The sequence below is a fragment of the Citrobacter sp. Cm038 genome (assembly GCF_030333105.1).
Taxonomy (GTDB): Bacteria; Pseudomonadota; Gammaproteobacteria; order Enterobacterales; family Enterobacteriaceae; genus Citrobacter; species Citrobacter murliniae.
Genome location: NZ_JAOWGO010000018.1, coordinates 147306 through 165922, shown reverse-complemented (window position 1 = coordinate 165922; position 18617 = coordinate 147306). Strand labels below are relative to the sequence as shown.

Here is an 18617-nt window from a genome sequence, read left to right as displayed (position 1 = left end):
TTTAAGTATGGCACGCGTAACTGTTCAGGACGCTGTAGAGAAAATTGGTAACCGTTTTGACCTGGTACTGGTCGCCGCGCGTCGCGCTCGTCAGATGCAGGTAGGCGGAAAGGATCCGCTCGTACCGGAAGAAAACGATAAAACTACTGTAATCGCGCTGCGCGAAATCGAAGAAGGTCTGATCAACAACCAGATCCTTGACGTGCGTGAGCGCCAGGAACAGCAAGAGCAGGAAGCCGCTGAATTACAAGCCGTTACCGCTATTGCTGAAGGTCGTCGTTAATCACAAAGCGGGTCGCCCTTGTATCTGTTTGAAAGCCTGAATCAACTGATTCAAAACTACCTGCCGGAAGACCAGATTAAGCGTCTTCGGCAGGCGTATCTCGTTGCACGTGACGCTCACGAGGGCCAGACACGTTCAAGCGGTGAACCCTATATCACGCACCCGGTAGCGGTGGCCTGCATTCTGGCCGAGATGAAACTCGACTATGAAACGCTAATGGCCGCGCTGCTACATGACGTGATTGAAGATACTCCTGCCACCTACCAGGACATGGAACAGCTTTTTGGTAAAAGCGTTGCTGAGCTGGTAGAAGGGGTATCAAAGCTTGATAAGCTTAAGTTTCGCGATAAGAAAGAGGCGCAGGCCGAAAACTTTCGCAAGATGATTATGGCGATGGTGCAGGATATCCGCGTCATTCTCATCAAACTTGCCGACCGTACCCACAATATGCGCACGTTGGGCTCATTACGCCCGGATAAGCGTCGCCGCATCGCCCGTGAAACCCTCGAAATCTACAGTCCGCTGGCACACCGTTTAGGTATTCATCACATTAAAACCGAGCTGGAAGAGCTGGGTTTTGAAGCGCTATACCCGAACCGCTACCGCGTGATTAAAGAAGTGGTTAAAGCCGCTCGCGGCAACCGCAAAGAGATGATTCAAAAAATCCTCTCTGAAATCGAAGGACGTTTACAGGAGGCAGGCATTCCGTGCCGCGTAAGTGGTCGCGAGAAACACCTGTACTCTATCTACTGCAAGATGGTACTCAAAGAGCAGCGTTTTCACTCAATCATGGATATCTACGCATTCCGCGTTATCGTCCATGACTCTGATACCTGCTATCGCGTACTCGGGCAGATGCACAGCCTGTATAAACCTCGTCCTGGCCGAGTAAAAGATTATATTGCGATTCCGAAAGCGAACGGATATCAGTCTTTACACACCTCAATGATCGGCCCGCACGGCGTTCCAGTCGAAGTACAAATTCGTACTGAAGACATGGACCAAATGGCGGAGATGGGGGTTGCTGCACACTGGGCGTACAAAGAGCACGGCGAAACCAGCACAACGGCACAAATCCGCGCCCAGCGCTGGATGCAGAGCCTGTTGGAACTGCAGCAGAGCGCCGGTAGCTCATTTGAATTTATTGAAAGCGTCAAATCTGATCTCTTCCCGGATGAGATTTATGTTTTCACACCGGAAGGGCGCATTGTTGAACTGCCTGCCGGTGCAACGCCTGTCGACTTCGCTTACGCGGTACACACCGATATCGGCCATGCCTGCGTCGGCGCGCGCGTCGACAGGCAGCCATACCCGCTTTCACAGCCACTCTTTAGCGGTCAGACCGTTGAAATCATCACTGCACCGGGCGCACGTCCCAATGCGGCGTGGCTCAACTTTGTTGTCAGTTCGAAAGCACGCGCCAAAATTCGCCAGTTGCTGAAAAACCTCAAACGCGATGATTCCGTCAGTCTTGGGCGTCGTCTGCTCAACCATGCCTTAGGCGGTAGCCGTAAGCTGGCTGAGATCCCGCAAGAAAGTATCCAGCGTGAGCTTGAGCGTATGAAGCTCGCCACACTTGACGATCTGTTAGCGGAAATCGGACTGGGGAACGCCATGAGCGTTGTGGTGGCAAAAAACCTTCAGCAAGGTGAAGTACCGGCGAACGCTCCCGCACAATCCGGTCATGGGCATCTGCCAATTAAAGGCGCAGATGGCGTGCTGATTACCTTCGCGAAATGCTGTCGCCCGATTCCTGGCGATCCGATCATTGCCCACGTCAGCCCGGGTAAAGGTCTGGTTATCCACCATGAATCCTGCCGTAACATCCGTGGCTACCAGAAAGAGCCAGAGAAGTTTATGGCGGTGGAATGGGATAAAGAGACAGAGCAGGAATTCATCACCGAAATTAAGGTGGACATGTTTAACCACCAGGGTGCACTGGCTAACCTGACAGCGGCAATCAACACAACCACCTCTAATATTCAGAGTCTGAATACCGAAGAGAAAGATGGTCGCGTCTACAGCGCCTTTATTCGCCTGACCGCACGCGATCGTGTGCACCTGGCAAATATCATGCGCAAAATCCGTGTTATGCCGGACGTGATAAAAGTCACCCGTAACCGAAACTAGTTTTATGAATAAACAACGTTATGCTCGAATCTGCGAGATGCTCGCCAGGCGTCAGCCTGATCTGACCGTCTGCATGGAGCAGGTCCATAAACCTCATAACGTTTCTGCGATCATTCGAACCGCAGATGCAGTCGGCGTACATGAAGTTCACGCTGTTTGGCCAGGGAGCCGTATGCGCACCATGGCCTCTTCTGCCGCAGGTAGCAACAGTTGGGTACAGGTTAAGACCCACCGCACGATTGGCGATGCGGTAACGCATTTAAAAAGCCAGGGCATGCAGGTTCTGGCGACGCACCTCTCTGATAAAGCCGTCGATTTCCGCGAGATTGATTACACGCGTCCTACCTGCATCCTGATGGGTCAGGAGAAAACCGGTATTACTCAGGAAGCGCTGGCTCTGGCGGATCAGGACATCATCATTCCTATGACCGGCATGGTACAGTCGCTGAATGTCTCAGTCGCCTCCGCGCTTATTCTGTACGAAGCACAGCGCCAGCGACAAAACGCCGGGATGTACCTGCGAGAGAACAGCATGCTGCCGGAAGATGAACAGCAGCGGTTGCTGTTTGAAGGCGGCTATCCGGTGCTGGCAAACGTTGCTAAGCGCAAAGGTCTTCCCTATCCCCACGTCAATTCGCAGGGCGAAATTGAAGCCGATGCAACGTGGTGGGCCACTATGCAATCTGCGAGATAAACGCGATGAAAGGCCGTTTACTGGATGCTATTCCACTCAACTCTCTGACGGGCGTTGGCGCAGCGCAAAGCAGTAAACTGGCGAAAATCGGCCTGCACACCGTGCAGGATCTTCTCTTACACCTTCCCCTGCGCTACGAAGACCGCACGCATCTGTATCCAATTGGCGAACTGCTGCCTGGCGTATATGCGACCGTAGAAGGCGAAGTGCTGAACTGCAACATCACCTTTGGCGGCCGCCGAATGATGACCTGCCAGATAAGCGATGGCTCCGGCATTCTGACAATGCGCTTTTTCAACTTCAGCGCAGCAATGAAAAACAGCCTTGCGACAGGAAGACGGGTGCTGGCCTATGGCGAAGCCAGGCGCGGGAAATACGGCGCAGAGATGATCCACCCGGAATATCGCGTGCAGGGAGATCTCAGCACACCGGAACTCCAGGAAACACTCACGCCTGTTTATCCGACCACTGAAGGTGTAAAACAGGCAACACTGCGCAAACTGACCGATCAGGCTCTGGATTTGCTTGATACCTGTGCCATTGCCGAACTGCTGCCGCCAGATTTATTACAGGGTTTGATGAGCCTGCCAGAAGCTTTACGCACGCTGCACCGCCCGCCGCCATCACTACAGCTCAGCGACCTTGAAACCGGGCAACACCCGGCGCAGCGACGTCTGATCCTTGAAGAGCTACTAGCGCATAACCTCAGCATGCTGGCATTACGCGCAGGCGCTCAGCGCTTTCATGCTCAGCCTCTCAGTGCCAATGATACCCTGAAAAACCAGCTACTGGCCGCGCTGCCATTTAAACCTACCGGCGCACAGGCTCGCGTAGTGGCTGAGATCGAACGCGACATGGCGCTGGATGTCCCGATGATGCGTCTGGTTCAGGGCGATGTCGGTTCCGGTAAAACTCTTGTCGCCGCACTCGCGGCGCTAAGGGCTATCGCACATGGCAAGCAGGTAGCGCTCATGGCACCAACCGAACTTCTGGCCGAACAGCACGCGAATAACTTCCGTAACTGGTTTGCGCCATTGGGTGTTGAGGTGGGCTGGCTGGCGGGTAAGCAGAAAGGTAAAGCGCGTCTTGCGCAACAGGAAGCTATCGCCAGCGGACAGGTGCAGATGATTGTCGGCACTCATGCGATTTTCCAGGAGCAGGTGCAGTTCAACGGTCTGGCGCTGGTTATCATCGACGAACAACACCGCTTTGGCGTTCACCAGCGTTTGGCGCTGTGGGAAAAAGGTCAACAGCAGGGTTTTCACCCGCACCAGTTGATCATGACCGCTACCCCGATCCCCCGTACGCTGGCAATGACCGCCTATGCCGATCTCGATACCTCGGTGATTGACGAACTGCCTCCGGGCCGTACACCAGTCACTACTGTCGCCATCCCGGATACCCGTCGCAGCGACATTATTGACCGCGTGCGTAACGCCTGCACTCACGAAGGGCGTCAGGCATACTGGGTCTGCACGCTCATTGAAGAGTCTGATTTACTGGAAGCACAGGCTGCGGAAGCCACGTGGGAAGAACTTAAACTCGCCCTGCCAGAACTCAATATTGGCCTGGTACATGGGCGAATGAAACCCGCAGAGAAACAATCGGTGATGGCCGCCTTCAAACAGGGTGAACTGCATCTGCTGGTCGCCACCACGGTGATTGAAGTTGGCGTGGACGTGCCAAACGCCAGCCTGATGATTATCGAAAACCCGGAGCGCTTAGGCCTGGCCCAGTTGCACCAGCTTCGTGGCCGCGTAGGCCGTGGCGCGGTGGCCTCTCACTGTGTGCTGCTCTACAAATCGCCGCTTTCAAAAACTGCTCAGAAGCGTCTGCAAGTGTTGCGGGACAGCAACGACGGATTCGTTATTGCGCAAAAAGATTTGGAGATCCGCGGCCCGGGCGAATTGTTAGGTACGCGTCAGACCGGAACTGCAGAATTCAAAGTGGCGGATTTGCTGCGCGATCAGGCGATTATTCCGGAAGTTCAGCGCATTGCCCGTCACATTCATGAACGTTATCCACAACAGGCGATGGCGCTGATAGAGCGCTGGATGCCGGAAACAGAGCGCTACTCCAACGCATAACAGATCAAGATCAATAGCAGCGGCGGTTATCACACCGCCGCACAGCCTTTATTGCGCAAAAATCGGCAACAGTAGATACAGCTTAATCACCAGCGCGTTGACAATATCGATAAAGAACGCCCCCACCATTGGCACCACCAAAAATGCCATATGCGACGGACCAAAACGCTCAGTAATTGCCTGCATATTGGCAATCGCCGTCGGCGTCGCGCCAAGACCAAAACCACAGTGTCCTGCCGCCAGCACCGCTGCATCATAGTTCTTACCCATCATGCGCCAGGTCACGAATACAGCGTACAGCGCCATGAAAATGGTTTGTACAACGAGGATAGCCAGCATCGGCAGTGCCAGTGAAGCCAGCTCCCACAGTTTCAGGCTCATCAACGCCATCGCGAGGAATAGCGACAGGCTAACGTTACCCAACACCGAAACCGCACGCTCAAATACCCGATAAAAGCCCATTAACGCCAGGCCATTGCTGAGGATCACCCCCACAAACAGCACGCAAACAAAAGTCGGAAGTTCCAGTACCGTTCCCACCAGCAATTGCGCAACGATTTTTCCGACCGTCAGACAGATAGCAATCAGCGCGATGGTTTCAATCAGCACCAGAGAGGTGATTATGCGCCCGACATCCGGTTTTTCAAACGCGGTCGGAACCGCCTGATCGTCCGGCATACCGTCCGGCGTCGTGGAGTGCTTTACCAGATAGCGCGCCACCGGACCACCAATCAGTCCGCCCAACACCAGGCCAAACGTTGCGCACGCCATCGCCACTTCGGTGGCATTGGTGAAACCATAGCGTTCAATAAACAGTTTGCTCCACGCTGCTCCGGTGCCGTGGCCGCCAGAGAGCGTTATCGAACCGGCAATCAGCCCCATCAGCGGGTCAAGGCCGAGCAGACTTGCCATCCCAATACCAATGGCGTTCTGCATCAATAGCAAACCTACCACCACAATCAGAAATATTCCCACCACGCGCCCACCGGCTCGCAGGCTGGCGATATTGGCGTTCAGGCCGATAGTCGCAAAGAACGCCAGCATCAGCGGATCGCGCAGCGTCATATCAAAATTGACTTCCCAGCCCATACTTTTTTTCAGTACCAACAGCGCGATCGCCACCAGCAATCCACCCGCTACAGGTTCGGGAATGGTGTATTTCTTCAGGAAGGGAACAGACTGGACGAGCTTGCGCCCCAGCAGCAACACCAGGGTTGCAGCAACCAGTGTTGATAAAGTATCGAGGTAAAACATATACAGCTCCATTAGTGCGTTTAGCACAGTCACGCACGATGCATTCCAGATCGATTTTTAGCTCTTAATGAGTTATCGGGGTGGATTTTAAGCAGAAAATGATGAAAAGTTATATAAAAATGTTTGTTTATCCGTTTTAAATATTAGCAATAGTTACTGGCAAACGTTTGCTTTTACGCCCTGGTCAGATAAAATCACCGCTTTTCCACCATGGGATTGCCTCTGATGTCCGTTAACGCCGTAGAGTCAGCAAATGCGCAACCGGTTGCGCAGACTCACAACAGTGAACTGATTTACCGTCTTGAAGATCGCCCTCCGCTAGCCCAGACCCTGTTTGCCGCCTGTCAGCACCTGCTGGCGATGTTCGTCGCGGTTATCACGCCTGCCCTGCTCATCTGCCAGGCGCTCGGTTTACCGGCTCAGGATACTCAACACATTATCAGTATGTCGCTGTTCGCATCTGGCGTAGCTTCCATCATTCAGATTAAAGCCTGGGGGCCAGTTGGCTCGGGGCTGTTATCCATTCAGGGCACCAGCTTTAACTTTGTTGCGCCGCTGATTATGGGCGGCACGGCGCTGAAAACCGGTGGTGCCGATGCCCCTACTATGATGGCAGCGCTGTTTGGCACGTTAATGCTGGCAAGCTGCACTGAAATGGTTATTTCTCGTGTACTGCATCTGGCGCGCCGTATTATTACCCCGCTGGTCTCCGGCGTGGTGGTGATGATCATCGGCTTGTCGCTGATTCAGGTCGGCCTGACATCGATTGGTGGCGGCTACGCGGCGATGAGTGATAACACCTTTGGCGCACCGAAGAATTTGATGCTGGCAGGTGTCGTACTGGCACTCATTATCATTCTGAATCGCCAGCGCAACCCATACCTGCGCGTTGCGTCACTGGTAATTGCGATGGCCGCGGGCTACCTGCTGGCCTGGTTTATGGACATGCTGCCGCAAAATACCGCACCGGTAAGCCAGGACCTCATCATGGTGCCAACACCGCTGTACTATGGTCTGGGTATCGACTGGAACCTACTGCTGCCGCTGATGCTGGTCTTTATGATCACTTCGCTGGAAACCATCGGTGATATTACGGCCACGTCCGATGTCTCCGAACAACCCGTCTCCGGCCCGCTGTATATGAAGCGTCTGAAAGGTGGCGTACTGGCTAACGGTCTGAACTCATTTGTCTCCGCCGTATTCAACACCTTTCCGAACTCCTGCTTCGGGCAGAACAATGGGGTCATCCAGTTAACCGGCGTCGCCAGCCGCTATGTCGGCTTTGTAGTCGCGCTGATGCTGATCGCACTGGGCCTGTTCCCGGCGGTAAGTGGTTTTGTGCAGCACATTCCAGAACCCGTTTTGGGCGGCGCTACGCTGGTCATGTTTGGTACCATTGCAGCATCCGGGGTACGCATTGTTTCACGCGAGCCGTTGAATCGCCGCGCCATTCTGATTATCGCGTTGTCGCTGGCGGTCGGTCTTGGCGTCTCCCAGCAGCCGCTGATCCTGCAGTTTGCTCCTGACTGGGTGAAAAACTTACTCTCCTCCGGCATTGCCGCTGGCGGTATCACCGCTATCGTCCTGAACCTGATTTTCCCGCCAGAGAAAGCCTAAGCGAAGTGCGGCGTTGATTCAGAATCAACGCCGCTGTAACGCTCTTTCACCATTCCCGCCTTGAGCATTGCGCATAAATCGTGCATAACTTGACTATGTGCACTTCGCGGGATGGAAGACCATGAAATTTATTGGAAAGCTGCTTCTTTACGTGCTGATCGCTTTTGCAGTGGTGATCCTCGGCCTTTATTTTCTACTGCAAACCCGCTGGGGCGCAGAGCATGTCAGCGCCTGGGTATCGGAGAATAGCAGCTACCACCTGACTTTTGATGCCATCGATCACCGGTTTTCCGCACCCTCCCACATTCTGTTGGAAAACGTCACCTTTGGTCGGGACGGGCAGCCTTCCACTCTGGTCGCAAAAATGGTCGATATTGGGCTGAGTAGCCGTCAAATCACCGATCCATTGCACGTTGACACCATTCTTTTGCAAAACGGTACGCTCAATCTTTCCCAGCAAACTGCGCCGCTTCCATTTCAGGCCGATCGCCTGCAATTGCAGGATATGGCGCTTAACAGCCCCGGCAGTGCGTGGAACCTGAGCGCCCAGCGCGTGAACGGTGGCGTTATCCCCTGGAGTCCTGAGGCAGGTAAAATTCTCGGCAACAAGGCGCAAATCCAGCTCAGCGCCAGCTCGTTGACGCTGAACGATGTTCCCACCACTAACGTGCTGATTGAAGGCAGTATCGACCATGAACGGGTGACGTTAAGCAACATTGGTGCAGATGTGGCACGCGGTGCATTAACCGGTGTGGCACAGCGGAATGCCGACGGCAGTTGGGTAGTGGAGAATCTGCGTCTGAATGATATCCGACTACAGAGCGATAAATCACTGGCCGATTTTTTCGCGCCGTTAACCACCATTCCTTCTCTGCAAATAGGTCGCCTTGAGGTGACGGATGCCCGTCTGCAGGGCCCTGACTGGGCGGTAACGGATCTCGACCTTAGCTTGCGCAACATGACCTTCAGCAAGGACGACTGGCAGACACAGGAAGGTAAACTGTCGATGAACGCCAGTGAGTTCATCTACGGTTCACTGCACTTCTACGATCCTATTCTGAACGCCGAGTTCTCACCGCAAGGCATTGCACTTCGCCAGTTCACAACCCGCTGGGAAGGCGGCATGGTCAGAACGTCCGGCAACTGGCTGCGCAACAACAAAGCGCTGATCCTCGACGATGCCGCGATTGCCGGGCTGGAATACACGCTTCCGGAAAACTGGAAGCAGCAGTGGATGAAACCGCTGCCAGCCTGGTTGAACAGCCTGACCCTGAAGAAATTCAGCGCCAGCCGTAACCTCGTGATTGATATCGATCCAGCGTTCCCGTGGCAACTTACCGCGCTGGATGGCTACGGCGCTAACCTGGGGCTGGTGCAAAACAATCAATGGGGGATCTGGAGCGGTAATGCCACGCTCAATGCCGCTGCTGCTACATTCAACCGCACCGACGTTCGCCGTCCTTCGCTGGCACTCACAGCGAACAGCAGCACGGTTAACATCAGCGAGCTAAGCGCGTATACCGAGAAAGGGCTGCTGGAAGCCACCGCCAGCATCTCGCAGCTACCACAGCGCCAGACAAAAGTCAGCCTGAACGGGCGCGGTGTGCCAATGACTATCCTGCAACAGTGGGGTTGGCCTGCACTGCCGCTTTCCGGTGACGGCAACATCCAGCTCATCGCCAGCGGTAACATTCTGGCAGATGCACCGTTGAAGCCAACAGTGAACGGTCAGTTGCATGCGGTGAATGCGCAACAACAACAGATGACGCAAACCATGCAGGCAGGCGTCGTGTCTGGCGGGGAAGTTACGTCCCCGTCGCCTGCGCAATAAAACCAGATTGCCCGGTGGCGTTTGCGCTTACCGGGCCTGCGATTTTGCCTCCTTGCCAGCCGAATAAGACCAAGCCACCATCCGGTGACGGGCTATTCCCGTAAACCATCATATTCACTGCATAACAACCATTTTACTGGCTCATCCTCAGCTATCGCCGGGAAGCGCCCGCCTGGCTCAAGGAAGTGGTTATCCTGCAGGTCGTCATTCACCATCGAAATTTCCCAACCCAGCACAAACGCTTTCTCAGCCCAGAAGCGATGGTACAAACGCGGCGGCAGGCAGACACTCTGCCCCGGCTTCAGCACCAGAGTGTCGCCGGGCTTGAAAGTACGCCGTTGACCATCCACGCTGACATCAACTATTCGCTGACCGTCGTACTGTGCATCGGGCGTGGCCCACGCCAGCTGCATGCATAAATCACCACCGCCGCGATTCACGATATCTTCCATTTTATGCGTATGAAAATGCCACGGAGTTTGCTGATCCTGCTGAATTTGCAGCATCTTTTCGGCATACGGTTTGGGGTAGTTGGCTGAACCCAGCAAGCCATTGCGCAACGTCAACAACGTCAGCCCCGTTTGCGAAAAATCCCCGCGACCAAAGTCGGTAATATCCCAGCCCAACCTGAGATCGAGTACTTCACACCACTCCGCTCTATCCTGCTGTCGCCAGACATCGGCGGTAAAATAGGCAAAATCAGGCAGACACACCCGAAAGGTCTCGGCGATGGCATGCGCTTTATCAACGGCATAATTTATTTGAGAACGCTTCATTCCACTTTTCCTTGTTGCGAAAGAGGCGGGTCACCCCGCCTGCATGCGGTTAGTAAAGTGACGCTTTTCCGGTGGAGCCGAACAGTTTCATTTTGTGACGGATCACATCCCGTGCGGCGCTGATCGCTTCCGGATAGATTACATTTGGGTCCCACCAGGTCTCTTTTGCCAGGATTTCACGGACTTTCTGGAAATAGGCGTATTTCATATCACTGGAAATATTGATTTTTCCGACCCCCAGCGTGACGGATTCGGCAATTTCCGCATCCGGATTCGCTGAGCCGCCGTGCAGAACCAGCGGAATATCCAGCCGTCCAGCGATGTCGCGCAGGATGTTCATTTGCAGTTCAGGCTGCATACCTTTCGGGTAGATCCCGTGTGCGGTACCAATCGCCACCGCCAGCGTGTCGGCCCCCGTACGGGCAATAAAATCCTCTGCCTGAGCAGGATCGGTATAGGTAACTTGCGAGACACCGCCTTCTACTGACGTCCCGGTCTGACCAATCGTTCCCAACTCACCTTCAACAGAAACACCTACCGCGTGCGCCAGTCTGACCACTTCCTTCGTCAGTGCCACATTCTCCTCATACGGCAGCAGCGAGCCGTCAATCATCACGGAGGTAAACCCGCATTGAATTGCGCGCAGGACATGCTCTACCGAGGCACCGTGATCCAGATGCAGAGTGAACGGTACCGGGCTGCGCATCGTGATATCACGAACATAGCTAAAAAACGCATCACCGAGGAAATCATGCTCGCTAGGGTGGATGGAGATAATCGCAGGTGTGTTGGTCGCTTCCGCTTCTTCCACCACAGCACGCACAAAACAGCTATCTGCAACGTTAAAGGCGCCAATGGCAAAACCGTGCTGACGGGTAGGTTGCAGTAATTCTTTCATCGAAACTAACATGGTAATTCTCCAGTTTCAGGGTGTAGAAAGCCCTGCCAGTGCGTTATCGCAGAGGCATAGAGGGCGTTACAGAAAACGAATCAGGCTTTGTCGATAGCGCCGCTGGCCTGCAGGTACGGAATTATGGCTTCCTCGCTGGCCTGCTCCATCACCGCCAGAGCATCAACCAGTTCACAGGATTTGTCCCGACAGAGGGTATGCAGCAATGCCGCTTTTCCTGCCTCAAAGACAGCCGCCCCAACGTTGATCTTGGCAACGCCAAAGGCCGGGCAACGCTGGAGCTGGTCAAACGGCGTACCGCTACCGCCATGCAGAGCAAGCGGCACGGTCGACATACGGGCGATCTCCTCAAGACGCTGGAAATCAATGGCAGGGGTAATGCCAGGCGCGTACATGCCGTGCGCCGTTCCGACTGAAACGGCCAGTAAGTCGATACCTGTCTGCTGGATAAACGGCGCAACATCTGCGACCTGAGTCATCAAATCGACGTTCGTCGCATGGTCATAGCGCGGCGCATCGGCCAGATGGCCCAGTTCCCCCTCAACGCAAAGTTTTGCGCTGGCGGCCAGTTCCACCACCGCCCTGGTCTGGCGAATATTCTCTTCCAGCGCAAACGCAGAGGCGTCGATCATCAAACCGCTAAATCCGGCGCGGAAAGCCTGGCGAATGCGTACAGGATCCTTTCCATGGTCAAGTGCTAACGCGACAGGTACAGAGGCTTCTTCTGCTAGTGTTTTAACGACCGCTGCCGCCAGTGAGGCAGGGAAATGATCCAGATGTCCCTGGTACAGATTCAGAATGATGGGCGCACGGTGTTTCTCAGCAACCCGCACCGCAGCTCTGGCACTTTCCAGGTTCATACAATTGATCGCCAGCAGTGCGTACTGCCCACGCCAGGCTTTCGTCACCATGCTTTTCATATCGGCAAACATACGGCCTCCGGTTATTCCAGGGTGAAGGTGATATCTTCGTCTTTCAGTTTTTGATCGCTAAGTTCGTCAAACTCTTCGTCACGCTCGGTCACTGGTTTCTTCCACAGCGACAGCATGACGCCACAGATAACTGTCCCGATGCCCAACGCCAGGCAAAACAGCAGTGGATGCGTGAAGAGTGGGACAACAAACATGCCGCCGTGCGGGACAGGACTTTCTACGCCCCACACCATAATCAGGCCGCCCGCCACCGCGGAGGCCACCACACAGGACCCCACCACGCGCAGCAGGTCGCGCGCCGCAATCGGAATGACCCCTTCGGTGATCATGCAAATCCCCATCGGGAACGCCGCTTTCAGCGCTTCGCGTTCAGCACGGGTGTACTTGTGACGCGTCAGCAGGAAGGAGAGCGTAATGCCGAACGGCGGGATAATCGAACCGACAAACTTCACGGCCTCCGGGCCATATACGCCACTTACCAGCATGCCATCGGCGAACAGTGACATGGTTTTATTCACCGGGCCGCCAAAGTCGAATGTCGCCATTGCGCCGAGGATTGCGCCCATCAGAAAACGCGAGCCGCCCTGCATGGACTCCAGCAAATGAATCAGCGCTTCCTGAAGCCAGGCAATTGGCTTGCCAATCAGCGTCATCATCAACAGACCGCCAATCACGGTGCTCAATACCGGCAACACCATAATGGGCATCAACCCCTGCATCGACTGCGGCAACCGGATATAACGCTTAAGCAGCAACACGGTGTAGCCGACAAGAAATCCGCCCAGCATCCCGCCAATAAAACCGGTATGAATTTCACCGCAGACAAAACCGACAATCAGACCCGGCGCGAATCCGGGGCGGTCGGCGATAGAGTAAGCAATTGCCGCACTAATCAGCGGAACAATTAATCCCATCCCCCAACCGCCAATCTGGTTAAGCATCCACGGTATTGTCCCGGTTTTTTCACCAACATTTGTGCCACCGAGTATTTGCCCAAGGGCAATACAAATCCCTGCGGCAACAATTAACGGGATCATCCACGAGATTCCCGTTAACAAATGTTTTTTTATTTCCTGAGATAGCGGTATTTTATTTTCATTCATGTGAGATCCCTCCAGAATGAGGATCGCTACTGGTTCAAATTAACCAATGATTTTTCGACCTTTTCAAGAAACTGAATTGGCGACTTTATCACTATTTCTGTTTTCACTCGCACAATACGTTTATTTATAAAACGTTCCTCCCCTTTTATTTTGACATCCACAGCCAGAATGACGACATCAGCGGCAGAAATATCACCTGCCAACAGTTCGTTTTCCGTGCCGATGGTGCCCTGGGTTTCAACTTTGATATTATGGCCAAGCGCTTTTGCGCCTTTTATTAACTTTTCACGGGCGATATAAGTGTGCGCAATACCCGCCGTACAAGCGGCAACACAAACAATATTCATAAGATGCTCCACATTTTATTTAGCAGACATTCGACTCAGCATATTGGCTAAACAACTCAATAATTTTTTGTGGACTGCGCTCGATCAGTAACTGCTCAATAATCTCGTCATCTGCTAACGCCCCGGCAACCTGAGAGAGCAGACGAATATGTGTTGTGTTTTGATCTTCAAGACGAACGGCAAATAAAATAATGCACCGCACGTTGCTGCCATCAAGCGTTTCCCACGGGATATCATGACGAGTACGCCCGATAGCCAGAGTAGTATTGACCACCGCCGAAGATTTACCGTGCGGGATAGCAATATGATTTTCAAAACCAGTCGAGCCTTCAGACTCACGCTGCCAGACGTCCTGAATAAACGTATCCCGGCAGCTAATCGCACCATCTTTTTGCAGCAGGTCAGTCAGTTCCTCAATGGCCTCCGTTTTATTTGTAGCCTTCATGTCCAAAATAACGCGATTTGTATTGAGTATTTTCGTTATGTCCATCAATCATACCTCATGGAGTTCAGACATTAATTTTCAACGACCAGCGACGTCGCACGATGTAATTTTTCAGTAATAACCGTTTCAGTAACCCGTTTAATATCAGCATCATTGAAGAACGCGGTAACATACACGACAGGCATCGCAATGGTGGGTAAATTTATTGTTGAAACCACCAGTTCAATATCTTCCGTCAGTACGGAGGGCAAACTTCCTGCCGACACCACACCCACAATGGTCCAGTCCGGAAAGGCGCGTAAAATGCGGCTTTTGAGTAAGTGAGAAGTACCGATACCCGTTGAGCAGACCAGTAGCACCCGCTTGCGGGCAATCTGGCGTTCCATTGCTGCCTGAAAATGCACAGTTAAGTACCCAACTTCATCTTCCGATACAGCCCGGTCGCCCCAGCCGCTAAACACCCGATTCACCGCGCACTGTGTTAAACGCCAGACATCCTCCAGCTCTCCTTTGATGTCATCCAACAGCGGGTTACGAATACGAATATGGTAGTTCAGCCGGTTAATCAACGGCTTAATATGAATCAGTAACCCGTCATACAGCGCAACGTCCTGACTGAGGTCGCTGTCGACCATCTCTGCAAATGTCGCTATCAGCCGCCAGGTAATCAACCGCGCCTCATCGCTGGAGTGCATATGGCCAATTACGCTCACATCGTTATGTTCTTCAATCATCACGCCAGAAGAGATAATGTACTGATAAATAAACCAGACTTCGTCTTGCGGCAGCGGGTGCGCAATACGTTTTTCGATATGCTGGATCATGCGGCTGGCAATGGAAAAGATGCTCTCGTCAAATGAGGTAATATTTTCATCTTTTCTCGGTAACGCATTCCCCCGTGTGATGCGGTACATCATGATCAGAATATGAGTAAAAATATTGACGTAATAAGGCTCACCCAACGACCAACACAGATCATTCTCCATTTCCTGCAACAGCGTTTGTACAAATAAAACGTCTTCTTCACCGAAGTAATGCACTAGCGCTTTATAGCTACCTGAATCAAGGCGAGAATAAACGACGCTGCCGGGTTCATTATGGTTAATCACACCATTAATCAACGAGGCCATCGCCTGACGCACACCACTCTCGCTGCCTTCAATGTGCGTTCCGCTTTGGCTACGAATCAAAGATAATCCCAGCGGGGTTATCCATGATTCAATGACTTTCAGATCGTTAACAATCGATGCGCTACTGATAAAATAACGTTCAGATAATTTGCTGATAGATGTTTCATGCGGCGTTTCGCTTAATAATTGTGATGCTATCTTTACGCGCCGTGAATTATTCATCATTCCATCAACATCATCGCCCTCGGCACCTAATAACTGATCCAAATATAAAATATCAGTAATATTATCGGCAATCAGCATCACACCTGCGCCAGTACGTTTATCAATGGATATTTTCCATTCCGATAACCACTGCTCCAGCATCCGCAGATCGCGTTGCACAGTTTTTTCTGAAACAGCTAAGTATTCAGCGATTTTCAGCAGCGTGACATATTCCTTCCGGGGCAGAAGAAATTTTAATAATCTGTTTTGTCGCGAGGTAATCATTTGCATTATTTACCCTTATCACACACCAGATTAAATATCTAACGAAGCACTGACGCTCCACTTGCAATCCGTGATGATAAATATAAAAGGCCTACGATGTTGCAACAATACTAAATCGTGTCCTGTATTCCGGACAGAAATAAGACAAAAAAGAGAAATAGTGAGATATTTACAGCGCAGATCACATTTTTTGCCAGAGTTATAGTGATAACGCTCGCAAAAACCCTCCCTCTTTATCAGAGAGAGGGAGGATAAAAAATTTATAACGTGATGGTTAATTCATTGCTGTCAGGCGTCACAACCACGCCCCATTCGCTGCCCGCAGATGAACCGCCCTTCACGCCACTAATCTGCAGGATATTTCGCAGGCACAGCGTCCAGTTACGCGCTTCGCCGACACCTTGCACAGTAATTGTGTTACCCGCACGCGTGGCCTTCAGCGTGAAGATAACCGAGCCGTCAGCCGCCGGGACTTCACAGATGGCTTCCCGGCCCTCCTCCAGTTGGAATAACTGGAATGCCGTCCCTTCGTGCCAGGCATAGTCAGGCTTCTGGCTATTGCAGCCTAGCGCCAGCAGGGTGTTGTCTCGCACATAGACCGGCAGGCTCAGGAAGCCATGCTGTTGCTTATGCCACCGGTTGCCCTGCACGTCGTCATTATGCCACAGGTGTGTCCAGCGTCCTTCCGGCAGGTAAAACTGTACATCCCCTGCCTGCGAGAACACCGGTGCGACCATGATGCTATCGCCCAGCATGTACTGACGGTCGAGATAATCACACGCCGGATCGTCCGGAAACTCCAGCATCATCGCGCGCATCATCGGCGTACCCTGTTCACTGGCGCGGGCGGCTTCACGGTACAGATACGGCATCATGCGGCATTTCTGTTCGGTGAAGTAACGCACCACATCACAGGACTCGTCGTCATATGCCCACGGCACACGGTAGGATTTACTGCCGTGCAGGCGGCTGTGGCTGGAAAGCAGTCCAAACGCGCACCAGCGTTTATAGACGTGCGCGGGCGCTGTATTTTCGAAACCGCCGATATCGTGGCTCCAGAAACCAAAGCCGGAAAGGCCGATAGATAATCCACCGCGCAGGCTTTCCGCCATGGATTCGTAGTTGGCGTAGCAGTCACCCCCCCAGTGCACCGGGAATTGTTGCGCGCCCACGGAGGCGGAACGGGCAAACAGCACCGCTTCTTTCTCACCCACAGTTTCTTTCAGCACGTTCCACACCAGTTCGTTGTAGATGAAAGCGTAGTGATTGTGCATTTTCTGCGGATCGGCACCGTCGAACCACTGTACATCCGTGGGGATCCGTTCGCCAAAATCGGTCTTGAAGCAATCCACACCAATATCCACCAGACCTTTTAGCTTGCTGGCGTACCACTCGCAGGCTGCGGGATTGGTAAAATCATAAATCGCCAGGCCGGGCTGCCATTTATCCCACTGCCACAGAGAACCGTCAGGCCGCTTGAGCAGATAACCTTTCTCTTTCAGCTCATTGAAGAGAGGGGATTTTTGACCAATGTACGGGTTAATCCATACGCAGACCTTCAACCCTTTCTCTTTCAGGCGGCGAATCATCCCTTCCGGGTCCGGGAACGTCACCGGGTCCCATTCGAAATCACACCACTGGAATGCTTTCATCCAGAAACAGTCGAAGTGGAAAACGTGCAGTGGCAGGTTACGCTCCGCCATACCGTCAATAAAGCTGTTTACTGTCGCTTCATCATAGTTGGTCGTGAACGAGGTGGTGAGCCACAGGCCGAATGACCAGGCTGGAGGCAGCGCCGGACGGCCAGTAAAGCGGGTATATCGCTCCAGTACCGCTTTAGGCGTTGGCCCGTCGATCACAAAGTATTCCAGATACTCACTCTCCACGCTGAACTGCACTTTTGAGACTTTCTCGGAGCCGATTTCAAACGATACGCACTGCGGATGGTTCACCAGTACGCCGTAGCCACGGTTGGTGATATAAAACGGGATGTTCTTATAAGACTGCTCAGTACTGGTACCGCCATCGCGGTTCCAGGTATCTACAGTCTGACCATTACGCACCAGCGCGGTAAAGCGCTCGCCCAACCCGTAGACCGTTTCACCGACGCCCAGATCCAGACGCTCAAACATATAGTTGCGCCCGCTGTTGGTATCCTGCACATAGCCGTTATTTTTCAACTGGCTGCCGGTAATACGCACGCCGTTACGTAAAAAATCGAGTGACCAGAACTCCCCTTTGGTAACGCGCACGCTCAAATTACCGCTCTTCAGTTCGGCAAATTCGGCATTGTTCTGCATTACTACCGGCACATCCTGCTGCACATGCAACGGATAATGCGGACCTGTATCCAGCGCGCCCTGGAAGTGCTCCATACGCACGCCTACAACCCCTTCCTGCGGCGAGAAGAAGCGCAGGGTAAACAGTGGAGTATCGAGTTGCCAGGTGCGCTCACGTACATCGCGCGGCGCAACGTAGACCACCATCTCACTTCCCTGCTGCTCAACGTCGAATACCTGAATCGGGTTTATCAAATTTAGCCCAGGCTGAATCAGCCAGTTTCCATCGCTAATTTTCATCGTCTGTTCC

At 53.0% G+C, this 18617-nt stretch carries 15 protein-coding genes; 6 read left to right on the top strand and 9 right to left on the bottom strand.

What is annotated here, in order from left to right:
- Window positions 1-7 precede the first annotated feature (7 nt).
- Genes rpoZ through recG form a run of 4 tightly spaced genes read left to right on the top strand, consistent with a single transcriptional unit; the run spans window position 8 to window position 5194 of the window.
- Window positions 8-283 carry a DNA-directed RNA polymerase subunit omega gene (gene rpoZ, locus OGY01_RS09660; protein ID WP_000135058.1) on the top strand — a complete coding sequence of 92 codons (276 nt, stop codon included), beginning with the start codon at window positions 8-10 and terminating at the stop codon, window positions 281-283.
- Window positions 284-301: 18 nt separating this feature from the next.
- Complete coding sequence (spoT, locus tag OGY01_RS09655) at window positions 302-2413, top strand: bifunctional GTP diphosphokinase/guanosine-3',5'-bis pyrophosphate 3'-pyrophosphohydrolase (RefSeq protein WP_048223122.1); 2112 nt, start codon at window positions 302-304, stop codon at window positions 2411-2413.
- Between the two features lie 4 nt (window positions 2414-2417).
- Entirely contained in the window at window positions 2418-3107 is a 690-nt protein-coding gene (gene trmH, locus OGY01_RS09650) for a tRNA (guanosine(18)-2'-O)-methyltransferase TrmH (RefSeq protein WP_045448840.1), read from the top strand.
- A 5-nt stretch (window positions 3108-3112) separates the two neighbouring features.
- Window positions 3113-5194: an ATP-dependent DNA helicase RecG gene (gene recG / locus OGY01_RS09645; protein ID WP_200011223.1), complete on the top strand. Its 2082-nt coding sequence runs from the start codon at window positions 3113-3115 to the stop codon at window positions 5192-5194.
- Window positions 5195-5242: 48 nt separating this feature from the next.
- Here the strand turns inward: recG and gltS are convergent, their stop codons facing one another.
- The gene (gene gltS / locus OGY01_RS09640) at window positions 5243-6448 is read right to left on the bottom strand and encodes a sodium/glutamate symporter (RefSeq protein ID WP_045448843.1); all 1206 of its coding nucleotides are present in this window, start codon (window positions 6446-6448) and stop codon (window positions 5243-5245) included.
- A 225-nt stretch (window positions 6449-6673) separates the two neighbouring features.
- Between gltS and xanP the strand changes: the two genes are divergently transcribed.
- Together xanP and OGY01_RS09630 are read left to right on the top strand one after the other, a co-directional pair.
- On the top strand, window positions 6674-8065 hold the full coding sequence (xanP, locus tag OGY01_RS09635; protein WP_286492998.1) for a xanthine/proton symporter XanP: 1392 nt from the start codon (window positions 6674-6676) through the stop codon (window positions 8063-8065).
- Between the two features lie 121 nt (window positions 8066-8186).
- Window positions 8187-9896 (top strand): AsmA family protein, encoded by a 1710-nt coding sequence (locus tag OGY01_RS09630; RefSeq protein WP_045448846.1) that lies wholly within the window; start codon window positions 8187-8189, stop codon window positions 9894-9896.
- Window positions 9897-9988: 92 nt separating this feature from the next.
- Here OGY01_RS09630 and OGY01_RS09625 read toward each other — a convergent pair whose 3' ends face one another.
- The 8 genes from OGY01_RS09625 to yicI form a co-directional block, all read right to left on the bottom strand.
- On the bottom strand, window positions 9989-10672 hold the full coding sequence (locus OGY01_RS09625; RefSeq protein WP_045448848.1) for a D-lyxose/D-mannose family sugar isomerase: 684 nt from the start codon (window positions 10670-10672) through the stop codon (window positions 9989-9991).
- Between the two features lie 49 nt (window positions 10673-10721).
- Window positions 10722-11582, bottom strand: a complete 861-nt coding sequence (locus OGY01_RS09620; protein WP_048223132.1) for a ketose-bisphosphate aldolase — start codon at window positions 11580-11582, stop codon at window positions 10722-10724.
- Between the two features lie 80 nt (window positions 11583-11662).
- Window positions 11663-12514 carry a class II fructose-bisphosphate aldolase gene (locus OGY01_RS09615; RefSeq protein WP_045448851.1) on the bottom strand — a complete coding sequence of 284 codons (852 nt, stop codon included), beginning with the start codon at window positions 12512-12514 and terminating at the stop codon, window positions 11663-11665.
- 11 nt (window positions 12515-12525) lie between these two features.
- Window positions 12526-13617, bottom strand: coding sequence for a PTS fructose transporter subunit IIC (locus OGY01_RS09610; RefSeq protein ID WP_045448853.1), 1092 nt, complete (start codon window positions 13615-13617; stop codon window positions 12526-12528).
- Between the two features lie 26 nt (window positions 13618-13643).
- Complete coding sequence (locus OGY01_RS09605; protein WP_045448856.1) at window positions 13644-13964, bottom strand: PTS fructose transporter subunit IIB; 321 nt, start codon at window positions 13962-13964, stop codon at window positions 13644-13646.
- Between the two features lie 19 nt (window positions 13965-13983).
- Complete coding sequence (locus OGY01_RS09600; protein WP_045448857.1) at window positions 13984-14454, bottom strand: PTS sugar transporter subunit IIA; 471 nt, start codon at window positions 14452-14454, stop codon at window positions 13984-13986.
- A 26-nt stretch (window positions 14455-14480) separates the two neighbouring features.
- Entirely contained in the window at window positions 14481-16034 is a 1554-nt protein-coding gene (locus tag OGY01_RS09595; protein WP_045448858.1) for a BglG family transcription antiterminator, read from the bottom strand.
- A 254-nt stretch (window positions 16035-16288) separates the two neighbouring features.
- Complete coding sequence (gene yicI, locus OGY01_RS09590; protein WP_286492996.1) at window positions 16289-18607, bottom strand: alpha-xylosidase; 2319 nt, start codon at window positions 18605-18607, stop codon at window positions 16289-16291.
- Window positions 18608-18617 lie beyond the last annotated feature (10 nt).

Excerpts from the sequence above, each read along its gene's own strand:
- OGY01_RS09620 (WP_048223132.1), bottom strand. The coding sequence starts at position 11,582 with ATGTTAGTTTCGATGAAAGAATTACTGCAACCTACCCGTCAGCACGGT.
- yicI (WP_286492996.1), bottom strand. The coding sequence starts at position 18,607 with ATGAAAATTAGCGATGGAAACTGGCTGATTCAGCCTGGGCTAAATTTG.
- recG (WP_200011223.1), top strand. The coding sequence starts at position 3,113 with ATGAAAGGCCGTTTACTGGATGCTATTCCACTCAACTCTCTGACGGGC.
- rpoZ (WP_000135058.1), top strand. The coding sequence starts at position 8 with ATGGCACGCGTAACTGTTCAGGACGCTGTAGAGAAAATTGGTAACCGT.
- OGY01_RS09595 (WP_045448858.1), bottom strand. The coding sequence starts at position 16,034 with ATGCAAATGATTACCTCGCGACAAAACAGATTATTAAAATTTCTTCTG.
- trmH (WP_045448840.1), top strand. The coding sequence starts at position 2,418 with ATGAATAAACAACGTTATGCTCGAATCTGCGAGATGCTCGCCAGGCGT.
- OGY01_RS09615 (WP_045448851.1), bottom strand. The coding sequence starts at position 12,514 with ATGTTTGCCGATATGAAAAGCATGGTGACGAAAGCCTGGCGTGGGCAG.
- gltS (WP_045448843.1), bottom strand. The coding sequence starts at position 6,448 with ATGTTTTACCTCGATACTTTATCAACACTGGTTGCTGCAACCCTGGTG.
- xanP (WP_286492998.1), top strand. The coding sequence starts at position 6,674 with ATGTCCGTTAACGCCGTAGAGTCAGCAAATGCGCAACCGGTTGCGCAG.
- OGY01_RS09610 (WP_045448853.1), bottom strand. The coding sequence starts at position 13,617 with ATGAATGAAAATAAAATACCGCTATCTCAGGAAATAAAAAAACATTTG.
- OGY01_RS09605 (WP_045448856.1), bottom strand. The coding sequence starts at position 13,964 with ATGAATATTGTTTGTGTTGCCGCTTGTACGGCGGGTATTGCGCACACT.
- OGY01_RS09625 (WP_045448848.1), bottom strand. The coding sequence starts at position 10,672 with ATGAAGCGTTCTCAAATAAATTATGCCGTTGATAAAGCGCATGCCATC.
- OGY01_RS09630 (WP_045448846.1), top strand. The coding sequence starts at position 8,187 with ATGAAATTTATTGGAAAGCTGCTTCTTTACGTGCTGATCGCTTTTGCA.
- OGY01_RS09600 (WP_045448857.1), bottom strand. The coding sequence starts at position 14,454 with ATGGACATAACGAAAATACTCAATACAAATCGCGTTATTTTGGACATG.